22 protein-coding genes are annotated in these 25,002 nt (G+C 67.6%); 4 read left to right on the forward strand and 18 right to left on the reverse strand.

Going from position 1 to position 25,002, the window contains the following annotated elements:
• The 5 genes from JC881_RS28735 to JC881_RS28755 all read right to left on the reverse strand — a co-directional run.
• On the reverse strand, positions 1 to 876 hold an 876-nt coding region (locus tag JC881_RS28735), incomplete at its 3' end, for an ABC transporter ATP-binding protein (RefSeq protein ID WP_198789198.1).
• Between the two features lie 18 nt (positions 877 to 894).
• Positions 895 to 1,719, reverse strand: coding sequence for a carbohydrate ABC transporter permease (locus tag JC881_RS28740; protein ID WP_198789199.1), 825 nt, complete (start codon positions 1,717 to 1,719; stop codon positions 895 to 897).
• Between the two features lie 10 nt (positions 1,720 to 1,729).
• Positions 1,730 to 2,587, reverse strand: coding sequence for a carbohydrate ABC transporter permease (locus JC881_RS28745; protein WP_013539655.1), 858 nt, complete (start codon positions 2,585 to 2,587; stop codon positions 1,730 to 1,732).
• Positions 2,588 to 2,729: 142 nt separating this feature from the next.
• Entirely contained in the window at positions 2,730 to 4,040 is a 1,311-nt protein-coding gene (locus tag JC881_RS28750; RefSeq protein WP_198789200.1) for an ABC transporter substrate-binding protein, read from the reverse strand.
• A 189-nt stretch (positions 4,041 to 4,229) separates the two neighbouring features.
• The gene (locus JC881_RS28755; protein WP_233102102.1) at positions 4,230 to 5,174 is read right to left on the reverse strand and encodes a LysR family transcriptional regulator; all 945 of its coding nucleotides are present in this window, start codon (positions 5,172 to 5,174) and stop codon (positions 4,230 to 4,232) included.
• A gap of 92 nt (positions 5,175 to 5,266) precedes the next feature.
• Here JC881_RS28755 and JC881_RS28760 point away from each other — a divergent pair, with 92 nt between their 5' ends.
• Together JC881_RS28760 and JC881_RS28765 are read left to right on the forward strand one after the other, a co-directional pair.
• The gene (locus JC881_RS28760; protein WP_198789201.1) at positions 5,267 to 6,241 is read left to right on the forward strand and encodes a Bug family tripartite tricarboxylate transporter substrate binding protein; all 975 of its coding nucleotides are present in this window, start codon (positions 5,267 to 5,269) and stop codon (positions 6,239 to 6,241) included.
• Positions 6,242 to 6,278: 37 nt separating this feature from the next.
• Positions 6,279 to 7,343: a 4-hydroxythreonine-4-phosphate dehydrogenase PdxA gene (locus JC881_RS28765; protein WP_198789202.1), complete on the forward strand. Its 1,065-nt coding sequence runs from the start codon at positions 6,279 to 6,281 to the stop codon at positions 7,341 to 7,343.
• A 6-nt stretch (positions 7,344 to 7,349) separates the two neighbouring features.
• Here the strand turns inward: JC881_RS28765 and pgi are convergent, their stop codons facing one another.
• Positions 7,350 to 8,900, reverse strand: coding sequence for a glucose-6-phosphate isomerase (gene pgi, locus JC881_RS28770; RefSeq protein WP_198789203.1), 1,551 nt, complete (start codon positions 8,898 to 8,900; stop codon positions 7,350 to 7,352).
• 2 nt (positions 8,901 to 8,902) lie between these two features.
• Positions 8,903 to 9,856, reverse strand: coding sequence for a transaldolase (gene tal, locus JC881_RS28775; RefSeq protein WP_198789204.1), 954 nt, complete (start codon positions 9,854 to 9,856; stop codon positions 8,903 to 8,905).
• 242 nt (positions 9,857 to 10,098) lie between these two features.
• Here tal and JC881_RS28780 point away from each other — a divergent pair, with 242 nt between their 5' ends.
• Positions 10,099 to 10,773: a lipocalin family protein gene (locus tag JC881_RS28780; protein WP_198789205.1), complete on the forward strand. Its 675-nt coding sequence runs from the start codon at positions 10,099 to 10,101 to the stop codon at positions 10,771 to 10,773.
• Here the strand turns inward: JC881_RS28780 and JC881_RS28785 are convergent.
• The 4 genes from JC881_RS28785 to JC881_RS28800 are packed head-to-tail and all read right to left on the reverse strand — an operon-like array spanning position 10,719 to position 15,719.
• A complete protein-coding gene (locus JC881_RS28785) occupies positions 10,719 to 11,381 on the reverse strand; it encodes an HAD family hydrolase (RefSeq protein WP_198789206.1) in 663 nt (220 codons plus the stop codon). The genes JC881_RS28780 and JC881_RS28785 overlap by 55 nt on opposite strands.
• 12 nt (positions 11,382 to 11,393) lie before the next feature.
• A complete protein-coding gene (locus JC881_RS28790) occupies positions 11,394 to 12,434 on the reverse strand; it encodes an ABC transporter ATP-binding protein (RefSeq protein ID WP_198789207.1) in 1,041 nt (346 codons plus the stop codon).
• The gene (locus JC881_RS28795; RefSeq protein ID WP_198789208.1) at positions 12,431 to 14,704 is read right to left on the reverse strand and encodes an ABC transporter permease; all 2,274 of its coding nucleotides are present in this window, start codon (positions 14,702 to 14,704) and stop codon (positions 12,431 to 12,433) included. The genes JC881_RS28790 and JC881_RS28795 overlap by 4 nt, the downstream gene beginning before the upstream one ends.
• Before the next feature lie 4 nt (positions 14,705 to 14,708).
• On the reverse strand, positions 14,709 to 15,719 hold the full coding sequence (locus JC881_RS28800) for an ABC transporter substrate-binding protein (RefSeq protein WP_198789209.1): 1,011 nt from the start codon (positions 15,717 to 15,719) through the stop codon (positions 14,709 to 14,711).
• 156 nt (positions 15,720 to 15,875) lie between these two features.
• Between JC881_RS28800 and zwf the strand changes: the two genes are divergently transcribed.
• Positions 15,876 to 17,345, forward strand: a complete 1,470-nt coding sequence (zwf, locus tag JC881_RS28805) for a glucose-6-phosphate dehydrogenase (RefSeq protein WP_198789210.1) — start codon at positions 15,876 to 15,878, stop codon at positions 17,343 to 17,345.
• A gap of 129 nt (positions 17,346 to 17,474) precedes the next feature.
• Here zwf and ygiD read toward each other — a convergent pair whose 3' ends face one another.
• From ygiD to JC881_RS28840, 7 genes are all read right to left on the reverse strand, one after another.
• Complete coding sequence (gene ygiD / locus JC881_RS28810; protein WP_332875309.1) at positions 17,475 to 18,374, reverse strand: 4,5-DOPA dioxygenase extradiol; 900 nt, start codon at positions 18,372 to 18,374, stop codon at positions 17,475 to 17,477.
• Between the two features lie 72 nt (positions 18,375 to 18,446).
• Complete coding sequence (gene mctP / locus JC881_RS28815; protein ID WP_198789212.1) at positions 18,447 to 19,949, reverse strand: monocarboxylate uptake permease MctP; 1,503 nt, start codon at positions 19,947 to 19,949, stop codon at positions 18,447 to 18,449.
• Positions 19,949 to 20,128, reverse strand: a complete 180-nt coding sequence (locus JC881_RS28820; protein WP_093439587.1) for a DUF3311 domain-containing protein — start codon at positions 20,126 to 20,128, stop codon at positions 19,949 to 19,951. Before JC881_RS28820 ends, mctP begins: the two co-directional genes overlap by 1 nt.
• 94 nt (positions 20,129 to 20,222) lie before the next feature.
• Positions 20,223 to 21,251 carry an ABC transporter ATP-binding protein gene (locus JC881_RS28825; protein ID WP_198789213.1) on the reverse strand — a complete coding sequence of 343 codons (1,029 nt, stop codon included), beginning with the start codon at positions 21,249 to 21,251 and terminating at the stop codon, positions 20,223 to 20,225.
• Entirely contained in the window at positions 21,248 to 22,318 is a 1,071-nt protein-coding gene (locus JC881_RS28830; protein WP_198789214.1) for an ABC transporter ATP-binding protein, read from the reverse strand. Before JC881_RS28830 ends, JC881_RS28825 begins: the two co-directional genes overlap by 4 nt.
• 21 nt (positions 22,319 to 22,339) lie before the next feature.
• Positions 22,340 to 23,251 carry an ABC transporter permease gene (locus tag JC881_RS28835; protein ID WP_198789215.1) on the reverse strand — a complete coding sequence of 304 codons (912 nt, stop codon included), beginning with the start codon at positions 23,249 to 23,251 and terminating at the stop codon, positions 22,340 to 22,342.
• 165 nt (positions 23,252 to 23,416) lie between these two features.
• Positions 23,417 to 24,997, reverse strand: coding sequence for an ABC transporter substrate-binding protein (locus JC881_RS28840; RefSeq protein ID WP_198789216.1), 1,581 nt, complete (start codon positions 24,995 to 24,997; stop codon positions 23,417 to 23,419).
• Positions 24,998 to 25,002: the final 5 nt, after the last annotated feature.

Genomic DNA, 25,002 nt, shown 5'->3' on the forward strand with positions numbered 1-25,002 from the left:
CTCGATCAGCTCCACGCGGCCCAGCACGTCCGACACCGGCGCGCCCTGCTTCGGGTGCACGCGCAGGCCCTCGGGGCGCACGCCGAGGAAGCCGTCGTTCGGGAGGCGCCCGCCGGTGGCCGCAGAGAAACTCGGAATGGCAGTTGCCGACACCATGTTCATCGACGGCATGCCGATGAACTGCGCGACGAACTGGTTGGCCGGGCGGTCGTACAGCTCCAGGGGCGTGCCGACCTGCTCGATGAGCCCGTCTTTCAGCACCACCACGCGGTCGGCCAGCGTCATGGCCTCGACCTGGTCGTGCGTCACGTAGATCGTGGTCGCGCCGAGCGCGCGGTGCAGCTTGTGGATTTCCACGCGCGTGTTGCCGCGCAGCGCCGCATCGAGGTTCGACAGCGGCTCGTCGAAGAGAAACACCTTCGGCGCGCGCACGATCGCGCGGCCAATGGCCACGCGCTGGCGCTGGCCGCCCGAGAGGTCCTTGGGCGTGCGGTCCAGGTACTGCGTGAGGTTCAGCGTCTTGGCCGCGTACTCGACCTTGGTCCTGATCTCGTCCTTGGCCACGCCCGCGAGCTTGAGCGCGAAGGACATGTTGTCGTACACGCTCATGTGCGGATAGAGCGCGTAGCTCTGGAACACCATCGCGAGGTCCCGCTTGCCCGAGGGCGCCCAGGTGATGTCCTTGCCGTCGAGCATCAGGTTGCCGCTGGTGATCGGCTCCAGGCCCGCGATCAGCCGCAGCAGCGTCGACTTGCCGCAGCCCGAAGGCCCGACGAAGACGATGAATTCGCCCTTCTGGATTTCGAGATCGACGCCCTTGATGATGTTGACGTCACCAAAGCTCTTCTTGATGTTCTTGAGTTCGAGGTAGGCCATGAGATGTCTCCCTTTTCTTTACTTGACGGCGCCGAAGGTCAGGCCTTGCACCAACTGCTTTTGGCTGAACCAGCCGAACACGACGATGGGCGCGATGGCCATGAGCGACGCGGCCGACAACTTGGCCCAGAACAGGCCCTCGGGGCTGGAGTACGAGGCGATCAGCGTCGCCAGCGTGCCGGCCTTGGCGGAGGTGAGGTTCAACGCCCAGAAGGCCTCGTTCCAGCTCAGCACCAGGCACAGGAGCCCGGTCGATGCGAGGCCGCCGACCGACAGCGGCATCACGACATGGCGGAACTCGGTCCACAGGCTCGCGCCGTCCATGCGCGCGGCCTCCAGGATCTCGTTCGGGATGTCCTTGTAGGCGCTGTAGAGCATCCACACCATGATCGGCAGGTTCGACAGCGTGAACACGACGGTGAGCGCGGTGAGCGAATCCAGCATGCCCGCGGTCTGCGCGAGCACGTAGATCGGCACCAGCGCGCCGACGGCCGGCATCATCTTGGTGGAGAGCATCCACATGAGGATGTCGCGCGTCTTCTTCGTGCGGAAGAACGCCATCGAGTACGCCGCGGGCGCCGCGATCAGCAGGCCCAGGATCGTCGAACCCAGGCTGGTGATGAGCGAGTTGCGCGCGTACAGCAGGTAGTCGCTGCGGCGCTGCACTTCGCCGAAGTTGTCCAGCGTGGGCTCGAAGATGAAAAGCGGCGGCACGTGGATCGCCTGCAACTCCGTCTTGAAGGCCGTGAGGAACAGCCAGCCGAGCGGGAAGAACAGGAGCAGCGCCACGGCCCACGCACCGACGGTGCGCAGCAGCTGGGGAAGGAAGTTGCTGGGTTGCATGGTCGTTCCTTCAGTCGAGGTTCTTGCCGATGATGCGGATGAGGAACACCGCGACGATGTTCGCGAGCACCACCGCGAAGAGCGCACCGGCGGAGGCCACGCCCACGTCGAAATTCATCAGCGACTGCTTGAAGATCAGGTAGGTCATGTTCGTGCTCTCGTTGCCCGGGCCGCCATTGGTGGTGATGGCGATCTCGGCGAACACGCTGAGCAGGAAGATCATCTCGATCATGATCACCACGGCCATCGGGCGGCCCAGGTGCGGAATGGTGAGATAGAAAAAGCGCTGGAACGAGCTCGCGCCGTCCATGCGCGCGGCCTCCATCTGCTCGCGGTCCAGCGACTGCAGCGAGGTGATGAAGATGAGGCACGCGAAGGGCAGCCACTGCCAGGCCACCATGATGATCACCGAGAGCAGCGGCACGTCGGTGAGCCAGTCCACAGGCTGCGCGCCGAAAAAGCGCCACACGTCGGCGAGCACGCCGTAGATGGGGTTCATCATCATGTGCTTCCACAGCAGCGCGTTGACCGCCGGCATGACGAAGAACGGAGAGATGAGCAGCACCCGCACGATGCCGCGGCCCGGGAAGGGCTCGTTCACCAGGAGCGCGAGCAGCACGCCGAACACCACGGTGATGACGATCACGCTGCCGATGAGCAGCAGCGTGTTCCACGTCGCGGGCCAGAAGTCGGGGTCGGTGACGAAGTAGTGAAAGTTCTCGATGCCCGCGAACGTGCGTTCGCCGGGCTGCATGAGGTTGTAGTTCACGAAGGAGAAGTACAACGTCATCAACAGCGGCACGATCATCCAGAGGAAGAGCGTGAGCACGGCGGGCGCCATGAGGGCCCGGGGCAGGAGTCTTTTCATTGTGTGTTCCTCACTGGCTGCTGGCTGCTGCCCCCTCTCCCGTGCGCGGGAGAGGGTTGGGGTGAGGGCGTGCAGCGCTTCCCATGGGCACGCCGCCCCCTCACCCTGGCCCTCTCCCCGCGGGGGAGAGGGAAACAGGCGCTTACTTGTACTGGCCCGACTTCTTGATCTCGCGCTCGGCCAAGGTCTGCGAGGTCTTGAGCGCCTGGTCGACCGTGACCTTGCCCGAGAGCGCCGCGCTCATCTGCTGGCCCACGCCGGTGCCGATGGCCTGGAACTCGGGAATCGCCGCGTACTGCACGCCGACGTAAGGCGACTTGGGCAGCGTGCTGTCGCTCAGGTTGGCGCTGTCGATGGCCTTCTTCTCGGCCGCCGCGAACTTGGCCACCTTCTGGAACTCGGGGTTCGCATAGGTCGACTTGCGCGTGCCGGTGGGCACCGAGCCCCAGCCGCTTTCCTTGGCCACCAGGTTGACGTACTCCTTGGAGGTCGCCCACTTCACGAAGGTCTGCGCAGCGGCGCCCTTGGTCGAGCTGGCGGGAATCGCCAGGTTCCAGGTCCACAGCCAGTTGGCGCCCTTGGGCGTCACGGCCACGGGTGCCTGCGCGAACGCGACCTTGTCGGCCACCTTCGATTGCTTCGGATCGCTGATGAAGGATGCCGCGATGGTCGCGTCCACCCACATGCCGCACTTGCCTTCGTTGAAGAGGGCCAGGTTCTCGTTGAAGCTGTTGGCCGAGGCGCCCGGCGGGCCGTAGGCCTTCATGAGGTCCACGTAGAAGGTGATCGCATCCTTCCAGGGCTTGGTGTCGATCTGCGGCTTCCATTGCATGTCGAACCACTGGCCGCCGTTGGTGTTGACCAGCGTCGTGAGGAAGGCCATGTTGTCGCCCCAGCCCGGCTTGCCGCGCAGGCACATGCCGTACACGCCCGCCTTCGGGTCATGGATCTTGCCGGCCAGCTCCTTCACCTGCGCCCAGGTGGGCTGCTCGGGCATCTTGAAGCCCACCTTGTCGGCCAGGTCCTTGCGGTACATGAGCATCGAGCTCTCGCCGTAGAAGGGCGCCGCGTAGAGCTTGCCTTCGTACGAGAGGCCCGCGCGAATGGCGGGCAGCAGGTCGTCCGCGTCATAGGCGGCGTCGGTGGCGATGGGCTGCAGCCAGCCCTTCTTCGACCAGATCGGCGCTTCGTACAGGCCGATGGTCATCACGTCGAACTGGCCGCCCTTGGTGGCGATGTCGGTGGTCACGCGCTGGCGCAGCGTGCCCTCTTCCAGCGTGACCCACTTGAGCTTGATGTCGGGGTTGGCTTTCTCGAAGAAGGGGGTGAGCTTCTGCATCTCGATCATGTGGCCGTTGTTCACGGTCGCGATCACGAGTTCGGTGGCGGCCTGGGACACGAGCCCCGTGCCGAGGAGTGCGAGGACGAGGCCCGCTTTCAGAAAACGCTTCATGTTGTCTCCTAGAGGTGAGCGACGCCCTCCTGTTGTCGGGTCGCCGTGGGGGGATTCTGGAGAAACTCAGTTGCGGCTTTGGTACTTCGTCGGTTACCTCCAGTACTTTCATGCACTGGTTGGCTAGTGAATTCCCTAATTGGTGCAACACAGCATGGAAAACCGCAAGCCAAAGGCCTCAGGCGAACTTCAGGTACCGCCGCCCAGCAGCTGGCGCCGGAACTGCGCGGCCGCCGGCGAGAGCGCGCGGTCCTCGCGGGTGATGAGGCAGATGGGCGGCACGCGCACCGGCAGCTCCACCGGCACGGTGCGCAGCACGCCCAGCCGGGCGTAGTGACTGGCTTGCGAGGCCGGCATCACGGCCGCCATGTCGGAGTTCTCCAGCAGCGCCGTGATGGCGATCGGCGATGCCGTTTCGATGATGTCCAGCCGCGCCTGGATGCCCGCCTCCCGCATCGCCGCCTCGAAGCGCCCGCGCTGCGGCGAGCCCGGCGGCTGCAGCACCCACGACCAGCCCGCCATCTCGGCCAGCGTGACGGCGCTCGCGCGCTCGAGCACCGGGTGCGCCGCGCGCACCACCACCACCTGCGACTCGCCCAAGAGCGGCACGCTCGCGTACTTCGCCTCGTCGTGGCCGTCGGTGAGCCGGCCCAGCACGAGATCGACATCGCCCTGCTCCAGCTGCGCCTGCATCACGTCGCTGGTCTCGACCACCACCGAGACAGCCACCTGCGGATGACGCCGGTGGTACTCCACCAGCGCCGGCGCCAGCAGCTCGGGCACGGCACCCGGCACGCTGCCCACGCGCAGCGCGCCGCTCAGGCCCGAGCGCAGCGCGAGCATTTCCTCGCGGGCGGTGCCGAAGTCGCTGAGCACGCGGCGGGCGTAGCGGATGAGGATCTCGCCGTAGGGCGTGGGCTCCATGCCGCGCGCGAGGCGCTCGAAGAGCTTTTCGCCGAGCGACTCTTCCAGCTGCTGCAGCAGCTTGGTGGCCGCGGGCTGGCTGATGTTCATGGCTTCGGCCGCGCGCCCGAGGTGGCGGTGGGCGTCGAGCCGGGCCAGCAGCAGCAACTGGCGCGGCCGCACGAGGAGCATCAGAGAGGCATCGGTCAGGCCCGGGGTTGCATCGGTCATGCACAAAAGTATATGGAGCTTCGGGCTTTTACGATTGGATTGCGAGGGTGAAGCTCCGTAGGCTCGGGCCAAACAGAACAGGAGACAACCCGATGAGCCTTTCTTCCCTGGCCCGCGCGGCCGGCATCGCCGCATTGGCGCTGGCCGCAACGGCAGCCGGCGCCCAGCCCAGCTATCCCGACAAGCCCCTGCGCATCATGGTGGGCGCTTCGCCCGGCGGCGGCACCGACATCCTCGCGCGCGTGCTGGCCGACAAGTTCGCGCCGGTCTTGAAGCAGCCCGTGACGGTGGAGAACCGCCCCGGCGCCTCCAACACCATCGCCGGCGAACTCACCGCGCGCGCGCCGGCCGACGGCGCCACGCTGCTCCTGGCCACCAACACCGCGCAGGCGGTGGCGCCGCACATCCTCAAGCTCAAGTACGACCCGCTGAAGGACCTCGTGCCCATCGGCCTCGTGGCCGTGATGCCCAATGTGCTGGTGGTGTCGGCCAGCTCGCCCTACAAATCGGTGAAGGACCTCGTGGCCGCCATGGCCGCCAAGCCCGGCGGCTTCAAGTACGCGTCGTCCGGCATCGGCAGCACGCAGCACGTGGGCGGCGAGGCCTTCAACCTGGCCACCGGCATGAAGTCGATCCACGTGCCCTACAAGGGCAGCTCGCAGGCGCACATCGACATCATCTCGGGCGAGGTCGACATGATGTTCGACAGCACCTCCTCGGCCATGGGCCAGATCAAGGCCGGCAAGTTCCGCGCGCTGGCCGTGAGCGCGCCGCAGCGCTCGCCCGAGCTGCCCGACGTGCCCACGCTCGCCGAGCAAGGGATCAAGGGCGCCGACGTGTCCACCTGGTACGGCCTCTACGTGACGGCCGGAACGCCCCGCCCCGCGGTCGACAAGCTCAACGCCGAGCTCGTGCGAACGCTCAAGCTGGCCGACGTGCAGGCGCGCATCAAGGCGCTGGGCGGCGAGACCGGCACGCTCACCGGCGAGCCCTTCGCGGCGATGAACAGGCAGGAGTTCGACCACTACGGCCAGCTCGTGCGCGACGCCAACATCAAGGCCGAATGAGGCCGCCCTCCATCTCACTCACTTGAACCTCCCGACCATGTCCACTTCATCGAAAACCCCGCGCGTGATCTCCGCCAAGCCCCGCATCGTCGTGCTGCTGGGCGACCCCAGCGGCGTCGGCCCCGAGATGGCCGTGAAGCTGCTCGCGCGCCAGCGCAACCTGGACGCCGCGCGCGTGCTGCTGATCGCCGACCCGGTCGTGCTGGCCGAGGGCGAACGCGTGGCCGGCGTGAAGCTCGATGCGCTGCAGGTCGAGGGCCTGAACGACCTGCGCTTCGAGGACGGGCGGCTGAGCCTGTACCTGCGCGACTGGATGGAGGGCGAGGCGCCGGTGCTCGGCGAATCGAACGAGCGCTCGGGCCGGGCCTCGTTCGAGGCGCTCGAGTACGCGACGGTCACAGTGCGGCGCGGGCAGGCCGACGCGATCGTCTTCGCGCCGCTCAACAAGCATTCGCTGCGCCTGGGCGGCCTCACGCACGAGGACGAGCTGCGCTACATGCAGGAGCGCTTCGCGGTCGCGGGCTTCGTCTGCGAGTTCAACCTGACCGGATCGCTCTGGACCTCGCGCGTCACCTCGCACATTCCGCTCAAAGACGTGGCGAGCCACATCACGGTCGAGGGCGTGGGCGACGCGGTGAAGATCATCGCGCAGGCGCTGCGCCGCGCGGGCGTGGCGCAGCCGCGCATCGCGGTGACGGGGCTCAACCCGCACGCGGGCGACGGCGGCTCCATCGGCATGGAAGAGATCGAGATCATCGCGCCGGCCATCGCGCAGCTGCGCGCCGAAGGCTACGACGCGCGCGGCCCGTTCTCGCCCGACACGGTGTTCATCGGCGCGCGCCGCGGCGACGTGGATGCGGTGGTCTCGATGTACCACGACCAGGGCCAGATCGCGATGAAGCTCATGGGCTTCGAGCAGGGCGTGACGCTGCACGGCGGGCTGCCCGTGCCCGTGGCCACATCGGCCAGCGGCAGCGCCTTCGACATTGCCGGCAAGGGCATCGCGCAGATCGAAGGGCTGCAACAAGCATTCGATCTGTGCGTGCGGATGGCGAGCGGCGGTGCGCCTCTGAAGGTGCCCGCCGAGGCTGCCGCGGCCTGAGGCCCCTTAAGAACTCAGGCGCTTCAGAAGGCCCGCCGTCGAGGCGTCGAGCCCCATGATGTCGCCCGAGGCGAGGCGCGGCTCGATGTCCCTGGCCAGCACCTTGCCCAGCTCCACGCCCCACTGGTCGAAGCTGTTGATGCCCCACAGCGCACCGCTGGTGAACACGCGGTGCTCGTACAGCGCCAAGAAGGCGCCGAGCGATTCAGGCGTGAGCTTCTCGAACACGAAGAAGGTGCTCGGCCGGTTGCCCGGAAAGTTCTTGTGGCCGCCCTCGTCCAGCTTGCCCACCATCAGCGCCTGCGCCTGCGCGAGCGCGTTGGCCAGGAGCTTGGGGTGGTGGCCTTCGAGGTCGTGCGCCGCATCGCGCACCGCCACGAATTCGAGCGGGATCACGTCGGTGCCCTGGTGCAGCATCTGGAAGTAGGCGTGCTGGCCGTTGGTACCGGGCTCGCCCCAGAGCACCGGCGAGGTGCCGAACGCCACGGGCTTGCCGCTCGCATCGACCTGCTTGCCGTTGCTCTCCATCTCCAGCTGCTGCAGGTAGGCCGGCACACGCTTCAGGGCGCTGTGGTACGGCGCGATGCTGCGGCTCGTGAACTTGTGGAAGTTGCGGTACCAGACGTCCAGCAGGCCCAGCCGCACCGGCAGGTTCTTCTCGAGCGGCGCGGTGCGGAAGTGCTCGTCCATCGCATGCGCGCCCGCAAGCAGCCGCCGGAATCCGTCGGCGCCGATCGCCAGCGCGATCGGCAGACCGATGGCCGACCACAGCGAATAGCGTCCGCCCACCCAGTCCCAGAAACCGAAGGTGGTGTCGATGCCGAACTTGTTCGCGGCCTCGACATTCGTCGTGAGCGCGGCAAAGTGGCCGGCGATGTCCGTGCCGCCCGACTGCTCGTACCAGCGCTTGGCCGAGAGCGCGTTGGTCATCGTCTCGGCGGTGGTGAAGGTCTTGGAAGCGATCAGGAACAGCGTGTGCTCCGGCGCCAGGTCGCGCAGCACGCCCGCCAGTTCATGGCCGTCGACATTCGAGACGAAATGAAAGCGCTTGCCCGGCGCGGCGAACTCGGCGAGCGCCAGCACCGCCATCTGCGGGCCGAGGTCGGAGCCGCCGATGCCGATGTTGACCACGTCGGTGATCGTGTGGTCGCCGCGCACCTTCTCGGCATAGGCCAGCATTGCGTCGAGCGTTTCGTGCACTTCGCGCAGCTTGTCGGCCGTCTTGCCGACCTTCGCATCGGCGGGGGCGCGCAGCAGCGTGTGCAGCACCGCGCGGTCTTCGGTATTGTTGATGTGCTCGCCCGCGAACATCGCGTCGCGGTGCGCCTCGAGGCCGCACTCGCGGGCCAGCGTGAACAGCAGCTCTTCGGTGCGCGCGTCGATCAGGTTCTTGGACAGGTCCGCGAAGACGAAGGGCGCCTCCTGGCTGAAGCGCTCGAAGCGCCCCGCGTCGTCCACGAAGGCGTGGCGCACGTCGAACTGGCGGCCCGCCGTCTCGAAGGCGGACTGCAGTTGCGCCCAGGCCGGCGCACGGTCGCAGCGTTGGGTCATTGCCATGTTTACTTGCCGCTTTCCTGCATGAGCTTCTCCAGCTTCACGGCATCGGCCGCGAAGGCGCGGATGCCTTCGGCGAGCTTCTCGGTGGCCATCGCGTCTTCGTTCAGCGCGAAACGGAAGGCCGGCTCGTCGTAGCTCAGCTTCTCGGCGTCGGGCTTGGGGGCGGACTTGGCCAGGGCATGTTCGAGCGGCTCGTTGCTCGCGGCCAGCTCGGCCAGCAGCTCGGGGCTGATGGTCAGCAGGTCGCAGCCGGCCAGCGCCTGGATCTGCCCGACGTTGCGAAAGCTCGCGCCCATCACCTCTGTCTTGATGCCGTGCTGCTTGTAGTAGTCGAAGATCTCGCGCACCGACTTCACGCCCGGGTCGTTGGCGCCCGCGCTCGCGGCTTCGTCCCACTTGGCGCCGGCCGACTTCTTGTACCAGTCGTAGATGCGGCCGACGAAGGGCGAGATGAGCTGCACGCCCGCCGCGCCGCAGGCCACGGCCTGCGCGAACGAGAACAGCAGCGTGAGGTTGGTGCGGATGCCGCGCTTTTGCAGTTCGCGCGCGGCCTCGATGCCTTCCCAGGTGGAGGCCACCTTGATGAGCAGGCGCTTCTCGGTGTCGATGCCTTCGGCCTTGTAGAGCGCCACGATGCGCTCGCCGCGGGCGATGGTGGCGGCCGTGTCGAACGACAGGCGCGCATCGACTTCGGTGGAGACGCGGCCCGGGATGATCTGGAGGATCTCGGTGCCGAAGTTGACCAGCAGGCGATCGATGACTTCATCGAGCGGCTTGCCCGCATGCTTCTTGACGGTCTGGTCCAGCAGGGGGCGGTATTCGGGCTTCTGAACGGCCTTCAGGATCAGCGACGGGTTGGTGGTCGCGTCCTGCGGCTTGGAAATGCTGAGCTGCTTGAAGTCGCCGGTGTCGGCGACGACGGTGGTCCACTGGCGGAGGGCATCGAGTTGGTTCATGAAATCATTATCCTGTGCGGGTTGTGACAAGTCCTGCACGCAGTTGCGCGTCGGCCGATGTTTTCATGCGCACCGTAGCACGGGTTTTCGCGCACATCCATCGGCCTTCTGCCCGCAGGGTTGTCGGCCGCCCTGCCCTACAGGCGCTGTGGTCCGTGACTGACGACGCGGCCCTGTCGGCGAGGGCTACCCTGAGTGTTACGAGCGATTTACGCCGAACGTCTTACCCCCAGGAGTGCCCCATGTCCCCTCGCCAACGACGCCCCGCCGCAGCCCCCGCCGGCCCCGCTTTCGACGACCGCCGCACTAGCCAGGCGATCGGCGCGATGGCCACGGCCTTTGTCGTCGGCGGCCTGGCAACCTGGCTCGCGCTGGGGGCCGCGCGCACCGCCCGCGCGCAGCCGGCCGGCCCGGCCGACGGCGCACCGCTGATGCGCGCCCCGCTGCAGGTGGTGGCGCCCGTGGACCTGCAACGCTATGCCGGCATCTGGCACGAGCAGGCCCGCCTGCCCAACCGCTTCCAGAAAACCTGTTCGGGCCCCGTCACCGCCGAGTACACGCCGCAGCCCGACGGCACGGTGCAGGTGGTCAACCGCTGCGTGCGGGCCGACGGCAATTTCAACGAGGCCATCGGCGCGGCACGCGTGGTGCCGGTGGCGGGCCAGCCCGGCGCGGGCCGACTCGAAGTGCGCTTTGCGCCCGCGTGGCTCGGCTGGCTGCCGATGGTGTGGGCGGACTACTGGATCCTGAAGCTCGACCGCGACTACCAGGTGGCGCTGGTGGGCACGCCCGACCGCGAATACCTCTGGGTGCTGTCGCGCGCGCCGCGCCTGGACGACGCGGCACTGCAGGTCGAGCTGGACTACGCGCGCAGCCTGGGCTTCGACGCCGACAAGGTGGTGCTCACCGGCAGGTAGCGCGAGAGCTGCGCCGGCAGCATGTCCGGCGCGGTGCAGTGAATCGCCTGCCAGCCGAAGGCGCGTGCCGCCTCGACATTGGCGGCCGAGTCGTCGATGAACACCGTTTCTGCCGCATCGAGCGCATGGCGCACCGCCAGCACTTCGAAGATTTCACGATCCGGTTTGATGAACTTCACGTCGCCCGAAAAAACGCCGCCGTCGAAGCGCCGCATGAATGGGTGCCGCCGCTCGAGCGCACGCGCATACGGCGCGGGCATGTTCGAGAGGTAGTAGAGCCGCAGCGGCTGGCCGGCTTCGCGGTGGGCGAACAGTTGCTCGAGCATGTGGACGGTCACCTCGATGGCTTCGAGGCGCTCGCCCAGGTTGCCGAGCATGGCATCGAGTCGATCCGCCGGCAGCGAGAGCCGCGCCGCCATGCGGGCGATGGCATCGTCCAGCGTGCGGGTGCCGCAATCGAAACTGGTCCAGTCGTCGTGATGGAACATCGCCCGGCCCAGCGCCGCGGCGGCGGCTTCAGTGGGCGCGTGGGGCGCGAGATGGGCCTGTACCAGCCGTGTGGGCTCCCATGCGAGCAGCACGGCGCCAAGATCGAAAACCACGTTCATGGCGCCATTGTTTCATGCGCCCGGCACCACGCTCACGCCATGGGCTCGCAGGGACAAGGTGGTCTCGGCGCCCGCGGCCAGGGGTTGCGACAGGTCGGTGGAGACCACGAAGACCGGACCCAGCGTGGTGTCGAAGCCGTATTCGTAGAAGCTGCCGAGGTACGCGGCCTTGCGCAAGGTGGCGGGCAGGCCACCGGCCGCGCCGATTTCCCACGCCTCGGGCCGCACCGCCACCTTCACCGTGCCGGGCGCGACCGCGTGGCGCGGCGTGAGGCGCAGCGGGCCGAGCGTGACGCTGCCGTCGGCCTCCGCCACGCCGGGGAACACCATCGCCTCGCCCATGAAGCCCGCGACGAACTCGCTCTCGGGCCGGCCGTAGAGCTGCTCGGGCGTGCCGCGCTGGGCGATCACGCCGTGGTCCATCACGATGATCTGGTCGCTCACCGCCAGCGCCTCGCTCTGGTCGTGCGTGACGTAGGCGACGGTGAGCTTCAGCCGTTGCTGCAGCGCGCGGATTTCTTCCCGCATCTCGCGGCGCAGGCGCGCGTCGAGGTTGGAGAGCGGCTCGTCGAAGAGCAGCACCGCGGGTTCGAGCACCAGCGCGCGCGCGAGCGCCACGCGCTGCTGCTGGCCGCCCGAGAGCTCGCTCGGCAGGCGCTCGTCGAAGCCGACGAGGCCCACGCCCCGGAGCGCCTCGCGCGCCCGCGACGTGGCCTCGTCCTTCTTCACGCCGCTCATGCGCAGGCCGTAGCCCACGTTCTCGATCACGTTCATGTGCGGGAACAGCGCATAGCTCTGGAACATCATGCTCACGTTGCGCTCGGCGGGGCCGAGCGTCGTCACATCGCGCCCGCCCATGAAGATCGAACCCGCGGTCGGCGACTCGAGCCCCGCGATCATGCGCAGCGTGGTGGTCTTGCCGCAGCCCGAGGGGCCGAGGATGGTGGTGAGCGTGCCGACCGGCACCTCGAAGCTGATGCCCTTCACCGCCATCGGCCCGTTCCTGTCGGTGCCGTAGCGCTTGGTGACGTTGCGGAATTCGATGCCGTTCATACGGAGAGGCTTTCCATTTTGTGATGCCCTTGGTGATCGGGCGTGGCCCCGCGCCGGCCCAGCTTGCGCTCCCCGACCACGAACTGCACCAGCGCGATCGCCAGCGACATCAGGATCATGAGCACCGTGCAGTACGCGAGCGCGATGCCGTAGTCGCCATTGCCCACGCGGCCGATGATGTAGGTGGTGGCGAGTTCGTTCTCGGCCGTGACCAAAAAGATCACCGCGCTCACCGTCGTCATCGCGCGCACGAAGCTGTAGACCAGCGCGGCCACGAGCGCGGGCTTGAGCAGCGGCAGCACCACCTTGAAGAGCGTCTGCGAGGTCGAGGCGCGCAGCATCAGCGAGGCCTCGTCGAGCGAGCGGTCCAGCTGCTTGAAGGCCGCGGTGCCGGCGCGCACGCCCACCGGCAAATTGCGGAACATGAAGCAAAGCACGATGATGAGCCCGGTGCCCGTGAGCTCCAGCGGCGGCACGTTGAAGGCCAGGATGTAGCTCACGCCGAGCACCGTGCCCGGAATCGCGAAGGCCAGCAGCGCGCCGAATTCGAAGATGCCCTGCCCCTTGAACTCGTTGCGCGCCAGGAGCCACGCGATCAGCAAACCGAGCGCCGCGGTGATCGGCGCCGAGATGCCCGCCAGCTTGAGCGTGGTGATGAGCGAGTTCCACGCCGTGCCCGCCCACACCAGCCCGAACTGGCCCCACTCCAGCGCGAACGCGTTCTTGAAGTGGTTGAGCGTGAAGCTGTAGTCGCGGCCCCAGGTCTGCACGAAGCCGCCCGCGAAGGCGAAGAGGTAGACCACCGCGGTGAAGGCGATCCACGGCAGCGCGATGCAGTAGATGGTGCGGCGCACGCCGTCGGGCAGCGCCATCGCGATGCCCGCGTCGCCCTTGCCGCTCACGGTCGTGTAGTTCTGCTTGCCCAGCAGGCCGCGCTGCAGCGCGAACACGCCGAGCGCGAACAGCGTGAGCACCCAGGCGAGCGAGGCCGCGCGGCCCTGGTCGTACTGCGCGCCGACGATGGCGAAGAAGATGTCGGTCGACAGCACCGAGAACTGCCCGCCCACCACCACCGGGTTGCCGAAGTCGGCAATGCTCTCGATGAAGCCGACCAGGAAGGCGTTGGCCAGCCCGGGTTTGAGCAGCGGCAGCGTGATGGTGAAGAAGGTGCGGCGCCGGTCGGCGCGCAGCATCTGCGCGGCCTCCTCCAGGCTGGGCGCGATGCCCTGCACCACGCCGCGCATGATCATGAAGGCGATGGGCGTGAACGCGAAGAGCTGCGCCACCAGCACGCCCGGCATGCCGTAGAACCAGCGCGTCGGCTCGATGCCGAACACGTTCTCCAGCAGCTGGTTGACGATGCCCGCGCGGCCGAACAAGAGGATGAGCCCCAGGCCCACCACGAACGGCGGCGTGATGATCGGCAGCAGCGCCAGCACCCGCAGCACGCCCTGCCCGCGCTTGCTGCCGCGCTCGGCCATCAGCGCCATCAGCGTGCCGAGGAAGGTGGTGCCTGCCGCCGTGAGCAAGGCCAGCACCAGCGTGTTCCACGCCACGCCGCAGCGCACCCCTCCCGCCAGGCACCCCAGGCCCCAGATGCGCTCGGTGAACACGCGAGCGACGAAGGCGCCGATCGACCACTGCCCGTCTTCGTTGAAGAACGCGCCCGAGAGCGCCTTGCTCACCGGGTAGGCGATGAACAACGCCATCAGCACGCCGCAGCCGATGACCGCGGCCGCGACGAAGAGATCGCCCTTGAAGAGCCCGAGCCGCGCGATGCCGAAGGCCGCCAGCAGCACGAGCGCCGTGAGCGCCACGAAGCCGCCCGCGCCGACGCCGAACTGGTTGATCGCCAGTTCGCCGAAGTGCGTGTTGAGCGCCGCGAAGCTCCAGCCGCGCGCGCCGATGGTGAAGCCCGCGACCGCGAGGCCGATGGCCCCGATCGCGCCGCCCGCCAGCAGCCAGCGCCCTTGGCCTCGGCCCGGCGGCAGCCAAGCGCCGACCGCGCACATCAAGAGACCCGCCAGCCCGATGAAGAGCCAGCCGCGCCCCTGCGTCGCGGCCTGCATCAGGCCGTTGGCGCCCTCGGCCTGCCCGAAGACCTGCGGAACGGCCTCGTACCAGGTCGCGTCCTGGATCGCATACCAGGGCAGCAGCAGATACGCCGCAAAACCCAGCGCGACCCAGGCCCAGATCCAGCGCTGCGAGCGCCGGGCGGCGGCCACTGAAGCCGGATTGACCGGCCCGGTGCCGGCAGCAACGGTAGCCACTGGCTCAGCGCGGCAGCGAGTTGACGTCCTTTTCCCAGCGCGCGATCAGGCGCCGGCGTTCGGCGCTGGCGCCGTACTTGGCGTAGTCGTAGTTGATGAACTTGATCTTCTTGAAGTCGGGAATGCGCGGATCGAGCTTGGCGCCCACGTTGCTGGGCAGCTGGAACTGCTTGTTGGCAGCGCCCAGCTCCTGCGCGGCGGGCGTGAGCGCCCATTCGTAGAACTTCCTGGCCGCGTCCAGGTTGCGCGCGCCCTTGATGATGCTCATGGAGCCGATCTCCGCGCCGGTGCCGTCGCTCGGCGTGATGGTTTCGACCGGAAAGCCCTGCATCTTCTCGCCCGGGCCGTCGTGCACGAAGCTGATGGAGATTGCGGTCTCGCCGCGCGCCACCGCCTTGATCGGGCCGGTGCCCGAGCGGGTGTACTGGCCGACGTTCTTGTGCAGCGCCTTCAGGTACTCGAAGGCCTTGTCCTCGCCCATCATCTGCACCAGCGTGGCGATCATGGTGTAGGCCGTGCCGCTCGATGCGGGGTTGGCCACCTGGATGTCGCCCTTGTACTCGGGCTTGAGCAGGTCGGCCCAGGTCTTGGGCACGGGCAGCTTCTTCTTGGCGAGCAGCTCGGGGTTGTAGCCGAAGCCGAGCGGCCCCGAATAGATGCCCACGGTCTTGTAGCCCGACTGCTTGGCCTGCTGCTGGGCCCAGGGGTGCAGCTGCGCGAGCGTGGGCGACTTGTATTCGAGCGTGAGGCCCTGCTCGGCCGCCTGCAGGTGCGGATCGCCCGTGCCGCCGAACCAGACGTCGGTCTTGGGGTTCTCCTTCTCGGCGATCAGCTGGGCCAGCGCCTCGCCCGAGCCCTTCAGGGCCATGTTGATGCGAACGCCCGTGGTGCGGGCGTAGACGGTGGAGATCACGTTGCACCATTCGGCCTGGACCGAGCAGATCACGTTCACCGTCTGTGCCGATGCGGCGGCCGACAGGCCCACGAGCGCGGCTGCGCAAAAAAGCTTCTTCATTTGGTATTTCCCTGCCTCGTGCATAAAAAAAGGCCTTGCGGCCTGGGGGCAGCGTAGCTTTAGTACAGGTCGGGGGAATCGGTACAAGTACCATCGCGACTGGCGCGCCGGCAGGCCCGGACGTCTCCAGGCACTCAGACAAAGGAAAGTTTTCTCATGAGCTTCGATCTCGTTCTGTTCGGCGGTACTGGCGATCTCGCGTGGCGCAAACTCATGCCCGCGCTGTTCCAGGCCTTCCGGCACGGCAGCCTCCCGCAGGACGGACGCATCGTCGGCGTGGCGCGGGACGACCTGTCGGACGACCAGTACCGGGAGCTCATCCAGTCGCGCTTCAGTGCGGTCGAAGGCGCCAAGCGCCCCTCCCCGGAAGAGTTCAAGAAGTTCGCGTCGATGCTGCACTACCTGCGCATGGACCTGTCCAAGCCCGACGACTACGCCAAGCTCGCCGAGCTGCTCAAGCAGCGCGATGCCTCCACGGTCGTGATGTACGTGGCCACGGCGCCCGCCCTCTTCACGCAGGTGGTCGAGCAGATCGCCGCGGCCGGCCTGAATGGCCCGAAGACCCGCATCGTGCTGGAGAAGCCGCTCGGCCACGACCTCGCCTCGAACCGCGCGATCAATGCAGCGGTGGGCAAGGTGCTCGAGGAGAAGCAGGTCTTTCGCATCGACCATTACCTGGGCAAGCCCTCGGTGCAGAACCTGTTCGCGATGCGCTTCGGCAACGCGCTCTTCGAACCCATCTGGCGCCGCGAGCACATCGCCAACATCCAGATCACCATTGCCGAAGACCTGGGCGTGGAGAAGCGCGGCGCCTTCTACGACCAGACCGGCGCGCTGCGCGACATGGTGCAGAACCACGCGCTGCAGCTCTTGTGCGCGATCGGCATGGAGCCGCCGATCAACTCGCACGCCGATGCGATCCGCGACGAAAAGCTGAAGGTGCTGCGCGCCCTGAAGCCCTGGACGCCCGAGAGCCTGAGCCTGCACGCGATCCGCGGCCAGTACACCGCCGGCACCGCCTACGGCGAGCGGGTGCAGGGCTACCGCGACGAGCCGGGCGTGGACCCCGACAGCCGCACCGAGACCTTCGTCGCGCTGCGCACCGAAATCGCCAACTGGCGCTGGGCCGGCGTGCCGTTCTACATCCGCACGGGCAAGCGCCTGGCCTCGCGCGATGCGCGCATCGAGGTCAACTTCCGCCCGACGCCGCATGCGATCTACCGCGCGCCCGCGGGCAACGTCAACAAGCTGGTGATCAACCTGCAGCCCAAGGACGGCCTGGAGCTGCACATGCTCGCGCAGGCGCAGGACAACCGGCAGCGCAACGGCAACCAGAGCGCCGCCGCGCAGCTCGCGCCGGTGCAGCTGGACCTGGACTTCGACAAGCGCTTCGGCGTCGAGCGCGTGGGCGCCTACGAGCGCCTGCTGCTCGACGTGATCGACGGGCGCCTGAACCTGTTCGTGCGCAGCGACGAACAGGAAGAGGCATGGCGCTGGGTGGAGCCGCTGATCGAGAGCTGGGAATCGGACGGCGGCCCGCGGCCCTACGCGGCCGGCACCTGGGGCCCCAGCGCATCCAGCGCGATGATTGCGCGCGACGGCTTCTCGTGGGGCGAAGAGCAGTAACTCAGGCCCTGAAGGCGCGAAGGAACCGTCGCGAGCGCCCCGAGGTCGCGTCGAGGACCGCAGCCGTACTGGCGTACGGCGAGGACCGCAGGTGCGAGATCGGGGTGCGCAGCAGGTTCATTCGCGCCTTCAGCCGAACTGCACGCAGCGCATGCTGAGCGTGCCGGACTGGAACCCCTCGTAGACCGTCTTTGCGCGCTCGCCCGCGCCGGCGGCGCCGAGCGCGTAGAGGAACGGGAAGTAGTGATCGGGCATGGCCACCGCGGTGGATGCGCCTTCCAGCTTTTCATAGCCGATCAGCGCGCGGTCGTCGCGGCCCGCGAGCGCTGATTTCACCGTGTCGTCGAAGGACTGCGCCCAGGGGCGGCTCGCCTTCGGGCCGTCGGCGGTGCCGCGGTCGGTGGCGCGCAGGTTGTGCACCACGTTGCCGCTGCCCATCACGAGCACGCCCTTGTCACGCAGGGCCATCAAGTCACGGCCGACTGCATAGTGGAAGGCGGCGGGCTTGTCGTAGTCGATGCTGAGCTGGAAGACCGGGACGTCGGCCTTCGGATAGAGGTGCTTGAGCACAGACCAGGTGCCGTGGTCCAGGCCCCATTGCTCGGTGGCGATCACCGGCGCCTGCTTCACCGCGCCGACGGTTTCGCGGGCCAGCGCCGGATGGCCGGGCGCGGGGTACTCGACGTCGAACAGCGCCTGCGGGAAGCCGCCGAAATCGTGGATCGTCTTCGGCTTCGCCTGTATGCCGACGCCGGTCGCGCCGCGGCTCAACCAGTGCGCCGACACGCTGAGGATGGCCATGGGCGGCGGCAGCTCCCGGCCCCAGGCCGAGAGGCGGCGTGTGAATGCGTTGTCGGCGATGGCGTTCATCGGCGTGCCGTGGCCGATGAAGATGACCGGCATCCGCTGCGACGGCGCGCCGGCCGCCTGCACCGTGCAAGCGAGGGAAGCCAGCACGGCGGTCGCGCCCAGGGCGGTGCCCATCAGAAAGCCTCGGCGGCCCAGTTCGGAGGTAGCGAGTGTCGTCATTGGCATGGCCCGCACTCTGCAACGGATTCCCGCGCAAGGCGGTGCCTTTGCGCACACTTTTTCAGAACGGTCTCATTTCCTCGCCAGCACGGGCTCCCGCAATGGGCCGCCCTTGACCACCAACTGCACCATCACCGCCACCACGATGTTGAGCACCAGCGCAGTCAGCCCGGTGTACAGCGTGTAGCTGCCGTCGCCGATCACGAAGGTGTGCACGGGCTTGATGCCGTCCGAGAACGCCAGCCAGCTGCCGCCCACCAGCCCCACGGCCCATCCGGCAAGCAGCGCCGGCGCGCGGAACCAGCCGAAGAACAGGCCGAACACCACCGACGGAAAGGTCTGCAGGATCCACAGGCCGCCCAGCAACTGCAGGTCGAGCGCGAACTGCGTGGGCAGGAACAGGATGAACACCAGCGCCCCCAGCTTCACGACCAGCGAGACGATCTTCGCGACCTTGGCCTCGCCCGCCGGCGTGACGTCGGGCTTGACGTAGGCCTTCCAGAAATTGCGCGTGAACAGGTTGGCCGCGCCGATCGACATCACCGCCGCCGGCACCAGCGCGCCGATGGCGATGGCCGCGAACGCGAAGCCCGCGAACCACGAGGGGAACAGCGCGTTGAAGAGCGCGGGCACCACGTCGTTGTTGCTCTTGACCGTGAGGTGGGCCGCATAGGCCATGTAGCCCAGCAGCGCGATGAGGCCGAGCAGCACCGTGTACGCCGGGAGGAAGACGGCGTTCTTGCGGATCGTGTTGGCGCTTTTGGCCGCGAAGATGCCGGTGAGCGTGTGCGGATACATGAAGGCCGCGAGCGCCGAGCCGAGCGCCAGGCTCGCGTACGGCAGGTACTGCGCGGGCTTGAGGGTGAGGCCGGTCGCGCCGCCCTTGGCCGCGAAGGCATCGCCGGCCGCATGGAACACGCTGCTGTAGCCACCGAGCTTCATGGGCACCAGCACCACCGCGACCAGCACCACGATGTAGATCATCAGGTCCTTCACGAACGCGATGAGCGCCGGCGCACGCAGCCCGGCCGAATAGGTGTAGAGCGCGAGGATCACGAAGGCGGCCGCCAGCGGCAGTTCGCCCGTGAGGCCCAGCGCCTTGATGACCACCTCCATGCCGACCAGCTGCAGCGCGATGTAGGGCATGGTCGCGACCACGCCGGTCACGGCGATGGCCAGTTCCAGCGCGCGCGAGCCGTAGCGCCCGTACACCACGTCGGCCGCCGTCACATGGCCCGCCTTGTGCGCCGCATGCCAGAGCTTGGGCATGATCACGAAGACGATCGGGTACACGAGGATGGTGTAGGGCAGCGCGAAGAAGCCATAAGCGCCCACCGCATAGACCAGCGCGGGCACGGCGATCACGGTGTAGGCGGTGTAGAAGTCGCCGCCCACGAGGAACCAGGTGATCCAGGTGCCGAAGTTGCGCCCGCCCAGGCCCCATTCGTCCAGATGGGCGCCCTTGCTGTTCTTGCCTCCGCTCTGCCAGCGCGAGGCCCAGAAGCCCATCACCGTGACCAGCAGGAAGAAGAACACGAAGACCGAGAGCGCGGTCCAGTTGATGTGGCCGTCCATCATTCGTCTCCCTCTTCATACCCGCTGCGGTACACGATCCAGATCAAGAGCGCCGTGATCGGCACCCACAGCAGCTGGTACCAGTAGAAGAAGGGAAAGCCGAACAACTCGGGCAACGGGCTGTTGTAGAACGGAAGCCACAACAGACCCACGAAGGGCAACAGGAGCAGGGCCCACATGTGCTGTTCTCCTTGGTGTGATTTTTACGAAAGCACCAAGGAGTTATAGACCCAAAGCCGAACACGCGGCGCCGACCCGGAATAAGGAGCGGTGCTAGATGCGCCCCTCCTCCACCGCATGGCAAGCCACCTGCACGCCCTTGAGGCTCAGCAGCTTCGGCCGGTCCGCGGAGCAGCGCGCGTTCGCATGCGGGCAGCGCGGATGGAACGCGCACCCCGTCGGCGGGTTCAGCGGATTCGGCACCTCGCCCTGCACCGGCGTGCGCTGGCGGCCCGTGTGCTTCATCTGCGGGATCGCGTCCAGCAGCATGCGCGTGTACGGATGCTGCGGATCGGCGAAGAGCTTCTCTTTGTCCGCCACCTCGACCAGCCGGCCCAGGTACATCACGCCGACCTGGTCGGCCACATGGCGCACGACCGCGAGGTTGTGCGAGATGAAGAGGTAGGTGAGGCCTTGCTCCCGCTGCAGGTCCTTCATGATGTTGAGCACCTGGGCCTGCACGCTCACATCGAGCGCGGAGGTGGGCTCGTCGCACACCAGGAACTCCGGCTGCGTCGCGAGCGCGCGGGCGATCGAGATGCGCTGGCGCTGGCCGCCGGAGAACTGGTGCGGGTACTTGCTCATGTCCAGCGGCGAGAGGCCCACCGACTTGAGCAGTTCGCCCACGCGCTCGCGCAGTTCGGCCTTGCCGCTGAGGATGCCGTGCTCGCGCAGCGGTTCGCCGATGATGTCCTCGACGATCCAGCGCGGGTTCAGGCTCGCGTAGGGGTCCTGGAAGATCATCTGGATGCGGCGGCGGAGCTTCCGGCCTTCGGGGGTCTTGAAGGCGGCGTGCGCGTCCTGTCCATCGAACTGCAGGCCGCCGCGCGTGGGCGCGTAGAGGCCGACGAGAAGGCGCGCGACGGTGCTCTTGCCGCAGCCCGATTCGCCCACCAGCGCGAGCGTCTTGCCGCGCTCGATGGAAAAGCTCACGCCGTCCACCGCATGCAGCAGCACGCGCGGCTTGCGCTCGAGCACGCGGTTGAGCCAGGGCGGCGAGACGTCGAAGGTGCGCGCGAGATCGTGCGCGACGACCAAGGGCTCGCCGGCTGTTTCCTTGCGGGGTTCGATCACGGCGCTCATCGCGTCACCTCCGCGATGGGTTCGGCCGCTTCGGGCGTGGCGCGTTCGCCTGCGGCCAGCGCGTCGTGGTGCTTCGCGGCGATCTCCGCCTGGCCCGCATGCGGGTCGGCCGCGTCGTGCAGCCAGCAGGCCGCGCGCGTGGCGCCCGCGTGCAGCAGCTCGGGCCGCTCGGTGAGGCAGCGCGCGAAGGTGCGCGGGCAGCGCGGGTTGTAGGCGCAGCCCGCCGGAATGGCGTTCAGGCGCGGCATCGCGCCGTCGATCTGGTTGAGGCGCTCGCGGTCGCTCGCCATGTCGGGAATCGAGGCCATCAGGCCCGAGGTGTAGGGGTGCGCGGGCTGGTGGATCACTTCGTGCACCGGGCCGATCTCGGCGATGCGGCCCGCGTACATCACGGCCACGCGGTCGCAGGTCTCGGCGATCACGCCCATGTCGTGCGTGATGAGCATCACGGCCGCGCCGCGGTCCTTGCAGATGCGCTTGAGCAATTGAATGATCTGCGCCTGGATCGACACATCGAGCGCGGTGGTCGGCTCGTCGGCCACGATGAGCTTGGGCTCCGCGGCGAGCGCGAGTGCGATCACCACGCGCTGGCGCATGCCGCCGGAGAACTGGTGCGGGAAGTGATCGATGCGCTGCTCGGCCGCCGGGATGCCGGTGTCCTGCAGGAGGCTGATGGCGCGCTTGCGGGCTTCGGATTCGGTCACCGGCAGGTGCGCGCGGATGGTCTCGATGAGTTGCCGGCCCACGGTGTAGAGCGGGTTCAGCGAAGTGAGCGGGTCCTGGAAGATCGCGCCGATCTTGCGGCCGCGGATGGGGCGCATCGCATCGAAACTCAGGTTGTCGATGCGCTGCCCTTCGAGCAGGATCTGCCCGCTGGCCACGCGGCCCGGCGGCTCGAGCAGGCCGATGATGGCCGCGCCCGTGAGCGACTTGCCGGCGCCCGATTCGCCCACCACGCCGAGGATTTCGCCGGGCGCGATGTCGAAGGAAATGCGGTCGATCGCGCGCAGCGTGCCGCGGCGGTGCGGAAATTCGACGACGAGGTCTTGGACCTGGAGCAGCGTCATGGTGGCGTTCTCCTTTTCTCTTCAGCGCAGGCGCGGATTGAGCGCGTCGCGCAGCCAGTCACCGAGCAGGTTCACGCTCAGGGCGATGAGCACCAGCATCAGGCCGGGAAACACCGTGATCCACCATTCGCCCGAGAACAGGTACTGGTTGCCGATGCTGATGAGCGTGCCCAGCGACGGCGAAGTCGGCGGCACGCCGACGCCCAGGAACGAGAGCGTGGCCTCGGTGATGATCGCGGTCGCGACCTGGATGGTGGCCAGCACCATCACCGGCCCCATCACGTTGGGCAGCACGTGGCGCAGCATGATGCGCACGGGCGCGACGCCGGTGACGCGCGCGGCCTGCACGTATTCCTTGTTGCGCTCCACCAGCGTGGAGCCGCGCACGGTGCGCGCGTACTGCACCCAACCCGTGAGCGAGATGGAAATGATCAGCACGCCGAACGCGAGCGACTCGTGCGCGCCCGGGAAAAGCGCGCGGCCGACGCCGGCGATGAGTAGCGCGACCAGGATGGGCGGGAACGACAGCATCACGTCGCACACGCGCATGAGGAACGAATCGAGCCAGCCGCCGAGAAAGCCGGCCAAAAGGCCGAACACCACGCCGACGACGACCGAGAGAACCACCGAGACGACGCCCACGATCATCGAGATGCGCGCGCCGTAGATGACGGCCGAGAGGATGTCGCGGCCCTGGTCATCGGTGCCGAGCAGGTACTTGGACGAGCCCTCCGCGCTCCATGCGGGCGGCAGGCGAGCGTCGCCGAGTTCGAGCGTCGCGAGGTCGAAGGGGTTGTGCGGCGAGACCCATCCGGCGAACGCCGCGCAGAACAGGCAAGCCAGCGCGATGAGCGCCGCCACCATCGCCACGGGCGAGGTGCGAAAGCTGTAGCCGACGTCGCTGTCGAGCCAGCGGGCGAGTGTTTTTTTCATCGCCGGGCCGCCCCAAGATGAAAAACGGCCCCCTCGGGGGGCAGCGGACATTGCGCAGCAAGGGGAGCGTGGGGGTTGATTTTCATCGTGTGGCAAATGGAATGGGCCCGCAAGAAGCGGGCCCATGGTCGGGCCGTCAGGCCGCCCGAGGGGCGGCCGGGGGAATCACTTGATGCTCATCCACTTGAAGTACATGAAGTTGTCGGCCAGTTGCACCAGCTCGACCTTCTTGCTCACGCCCCACGCGAGCGACTGCTGGTGCAGCGGCAGCGTGCCGATGTCGTCCGCATGCAGCTTGAAGGCTTCCTTGATGAGCTCGTTGCGCTTGGTCTTGTCGGTCTCGGACTGGATCTTCTTGGTCAGCTCGTCCAGCTTCGGGTTGCAGTACGCGCCCAGGTTGAACTGGCCCGTGCCCTTGTCGTCGGGGCAGGCGGTCAGCGAGCTCAGCGCGTTGTGCGCGTCGTAGGTGGTCGGGGTCCAGCCGAGCATGTAGAAGCTGGTGTCGCGGCGCAGGATCTTGGGGAAGTAGGTGCCCTTGGTCTCGGCGGCCAGGTTGATCTTGACGTTGATGCGCGCGAGGTTGGCGGCCACGCTCTGGCAGATCTGGCCGTCGTTCACGTAGCGGTCGTTCGGGCAGTTCATCGTGACCTCGAAGCCGTTGGGGTAGCCGGCTTCGGTCATGAGCTTCTTGGCGGCCTCGACGTCGTAGGGCAGGCGCTTGTCCTGCTCGGCGGTCCAGCCGTTGATGCCGGGGCCGACCAAGAGGCCCGTGGGCCGCGAGGCGCCGCGCATCACGGTGCGCTGGATGCCGGCGATGTCGATGGCCTGGTAGAAGGCCTGGCGAACGCGCTTGTCCTTGAACGGGTTCTTGCCCTTGATGTTGGAGTACTGCAGTTCGTCGCGCTTCTGGTCCATGCCCAGGAAGATGGTGCGCAGTTCGGGGCCGGTGATGACGCGGGCGGTGGGTGCGGCATTGATGCGCGCGATGTCCTGCACGGGCACCGGCTCCATCACGTCCACTTCGCCCGAGACCAGCGCGGCCACGCGGGTGGCGGGATTGGCGATGGGAGTGAAGACGATCTCTTGCGCGTTGCCTTCGATCTTGCCCCAGTAGGTGCCGTTGCGCGTGAACACGGTGCGCACGTTCGGCTGGCGCTCGCGCACGCGGAACGGACCGGTGCCGTTGGCCTTGAAGGAGGCGGTGTTCTCGATGCCCTTGCGGCGGTCCACGGGCTTGGTGGCCTGGTTTTCCTCGCACCACTTCTTGCTCATGATCATGGTGAGCGAGATGACGTCGGGCAGGATCGGGAAGGGGCCGTTGGTCTCGATCTCGATGGCGAGGTCGCCGACCTTGCGCACGGCCTTGATGTCGCTCAACGTGGCGCGCATGTCGGAGCCGTCGCCCTGGGCGCGCGCGAAGCTGAAGACCACGTCGTCGGCGGTGAACGGCGTGCCGTCGTGGAAGACCACGCCCTTGCGCAGCTCGAAGCGCCAGACGTTCGGCGAGGTCTGCTTCCAGCTGGTGGCCAGCAGCGGCGCAAGGCTCAGGTCCTTGTTGCGCCCCACGAGGGTTTCATAGACGTTGGCGGTGACGCTCAACTGCAGCGACTCGTTGAGCGAGTGCGGATCGAGCGACAGCGCGTCGCCCTGGTTCGCGATCCGGATGGTCTGCGCGCTCGCGACCAGGCTGACGGCGCCCAGTGCGCACACGGCGGCGGCCGCGGCCACTTTTTTCTTGAAACTCATGGGGA

Source organism: Variovorax sp. IB41 (assembly GCF_016405905.1).
Classification (GTDB): Bacteria; Pseudomonadota; Gammaproteobacteria; order Burkholderiales; family Burkholderiaceae_C; genus Variovorax.

Bases quoted from the DNA above. Each gene is read 5' to 3' on its own strand.
- JC881_RS28745 (WP_013539655.1), bottom strand. From the start codon at position 2,587: ATGAAAAGACTCCTGCCCCGGGCCCTCATGGCGCCCGCCGTGCTCACG.
- JC881_RS28780 (WP_198789205.1), top strand. From the start codon at position 10,099: ATGTCCCCTCGCCAACGACGCCCCGCCGCAGCCCCCGCCGGCCCCGCT.
- ygiD (WP_332875309.1), bottom strand. From the start codon at position 18,374: ATGACGACACTCGCTACCTCCGAACTGGGCCGCCGAGGCTTTCTGATG.
- zwf (WP_198789210.1), top strand. From the start codon at position 15,876: ATGAGCTTCGATCTCGTTCTGTTCGGCGGTACTGGCGATCTCGCGTGG.
- JC881_RS28840 (WP_198789216.1), bottom strand. From the start codon at position 24,997: ATGAGTTTCAAGAAAAAAGTGGCCGCGGCCGCCGCCGTGTGCGCACTG.
- JC881_RS28755 (WP_233102102.1), bottom strand. From the start codon at position 5,174: ATGACCGATGCAACCCCGGGCCTGACCGATGCCTCTCTGATGCTCCTC.
- JC881_RS28830 (WP_198789214.1), bottom strand. From the start codon at position 22,318: ATGACGCTGCTCCAGGTCCAAGACCTCGTCGTCGAATTTCCGCACCGC.
- JC881_RS28785 (WP_198789206.1), bottom strand. From the start codon at position 11,381: ATGAACGTGGTTTTCGATCTTGGCGCCGTGCTGCTCGCATGGGAGCCC.
- JC881_RS28790 (WP_198789207.1), bottom strand. From the start codon at position 12,434: ATGAACGGCATCGAATTCCGCAACGTCACCAAGCGCTACGGCACCGAC.
- JC881_RS28740 (WP_198789199.1), bottom strand. From the start codon at position 1,719: ATGCAACCCAGCAACTTCCTTCCCCAGCTGCTGCGCACCGTCGGTGCG.
- JC881_RS28800 (WP_198789209.1), bottom strand. From the start codon at position 15,719: ATGAAGAAGCTTTTTTGCGCAGCCGCGCTCGTGGGCCTGTCGGCCGCC.
- mctP (WP_198789212.1), bottom strand. From the start codon at position 19,949: ATGGACGGCCACATCAACTGGACCGCGCTCTCGGTCTTCGTGTTCTTC.
- JC881_RS28765 (WP_198789202.1), top strand. From the start codon at position 6,279: ATGTCCACTTCATCGAAAACCCCGCGCGTGATCTCCGCCAAGCCCCGC.
- pgi (WP_198789203.1), bottom strand. From the start codon at position 8,900: ATGGCAATGACCCAACGCTGCGACCGTGCGCCGGCCTGGGCGCAACTG.
- JC881_RS28835 (WP_198789215.1), bottom strand. From the start codon at position 23,251: ATGAAAAAAACACTCGCCCGCTGGCTCGACAGCGACGTCGGCTACAGC.
- JC881_RS28760 (WP_198789201.1), top strand. From the start codon at position 5,267: ATGAGCCTTTCTTCCCTGGCCCGCGCGGCCGGCATCGCCGCATTGGCG.
- JC881_RS28825 (WP_198789213.1), bottom strand. From the start codon at position 21,251: ATGAGCGCCGTGATCGAACCCCGCAAGGAAACAGCCGGCGAGCCCTTG.
- JC881_RS28750 (WP_198789200.1), bottom strand. From the start codon at position 4,040: ATGAAGCGTTTTCTGAAAGCGGGCCTCGTCCTCGCACTCCTCGGCACG.
- JC881_RS28820 (WP_093439587.1), bottom strand. From the start codon at position 20,128: ATGTGGGCCCTGCTCCTGTTGCCCTTCGTGGGTCTGTTGTGGCTTCCG.
- tal (WP_198789204.1), bottom strand. From the start codon at position 9,856: ATGAACCAACTCGATGCCCTCCGCCAGTGGACCACCGTCGTCGCCGAC.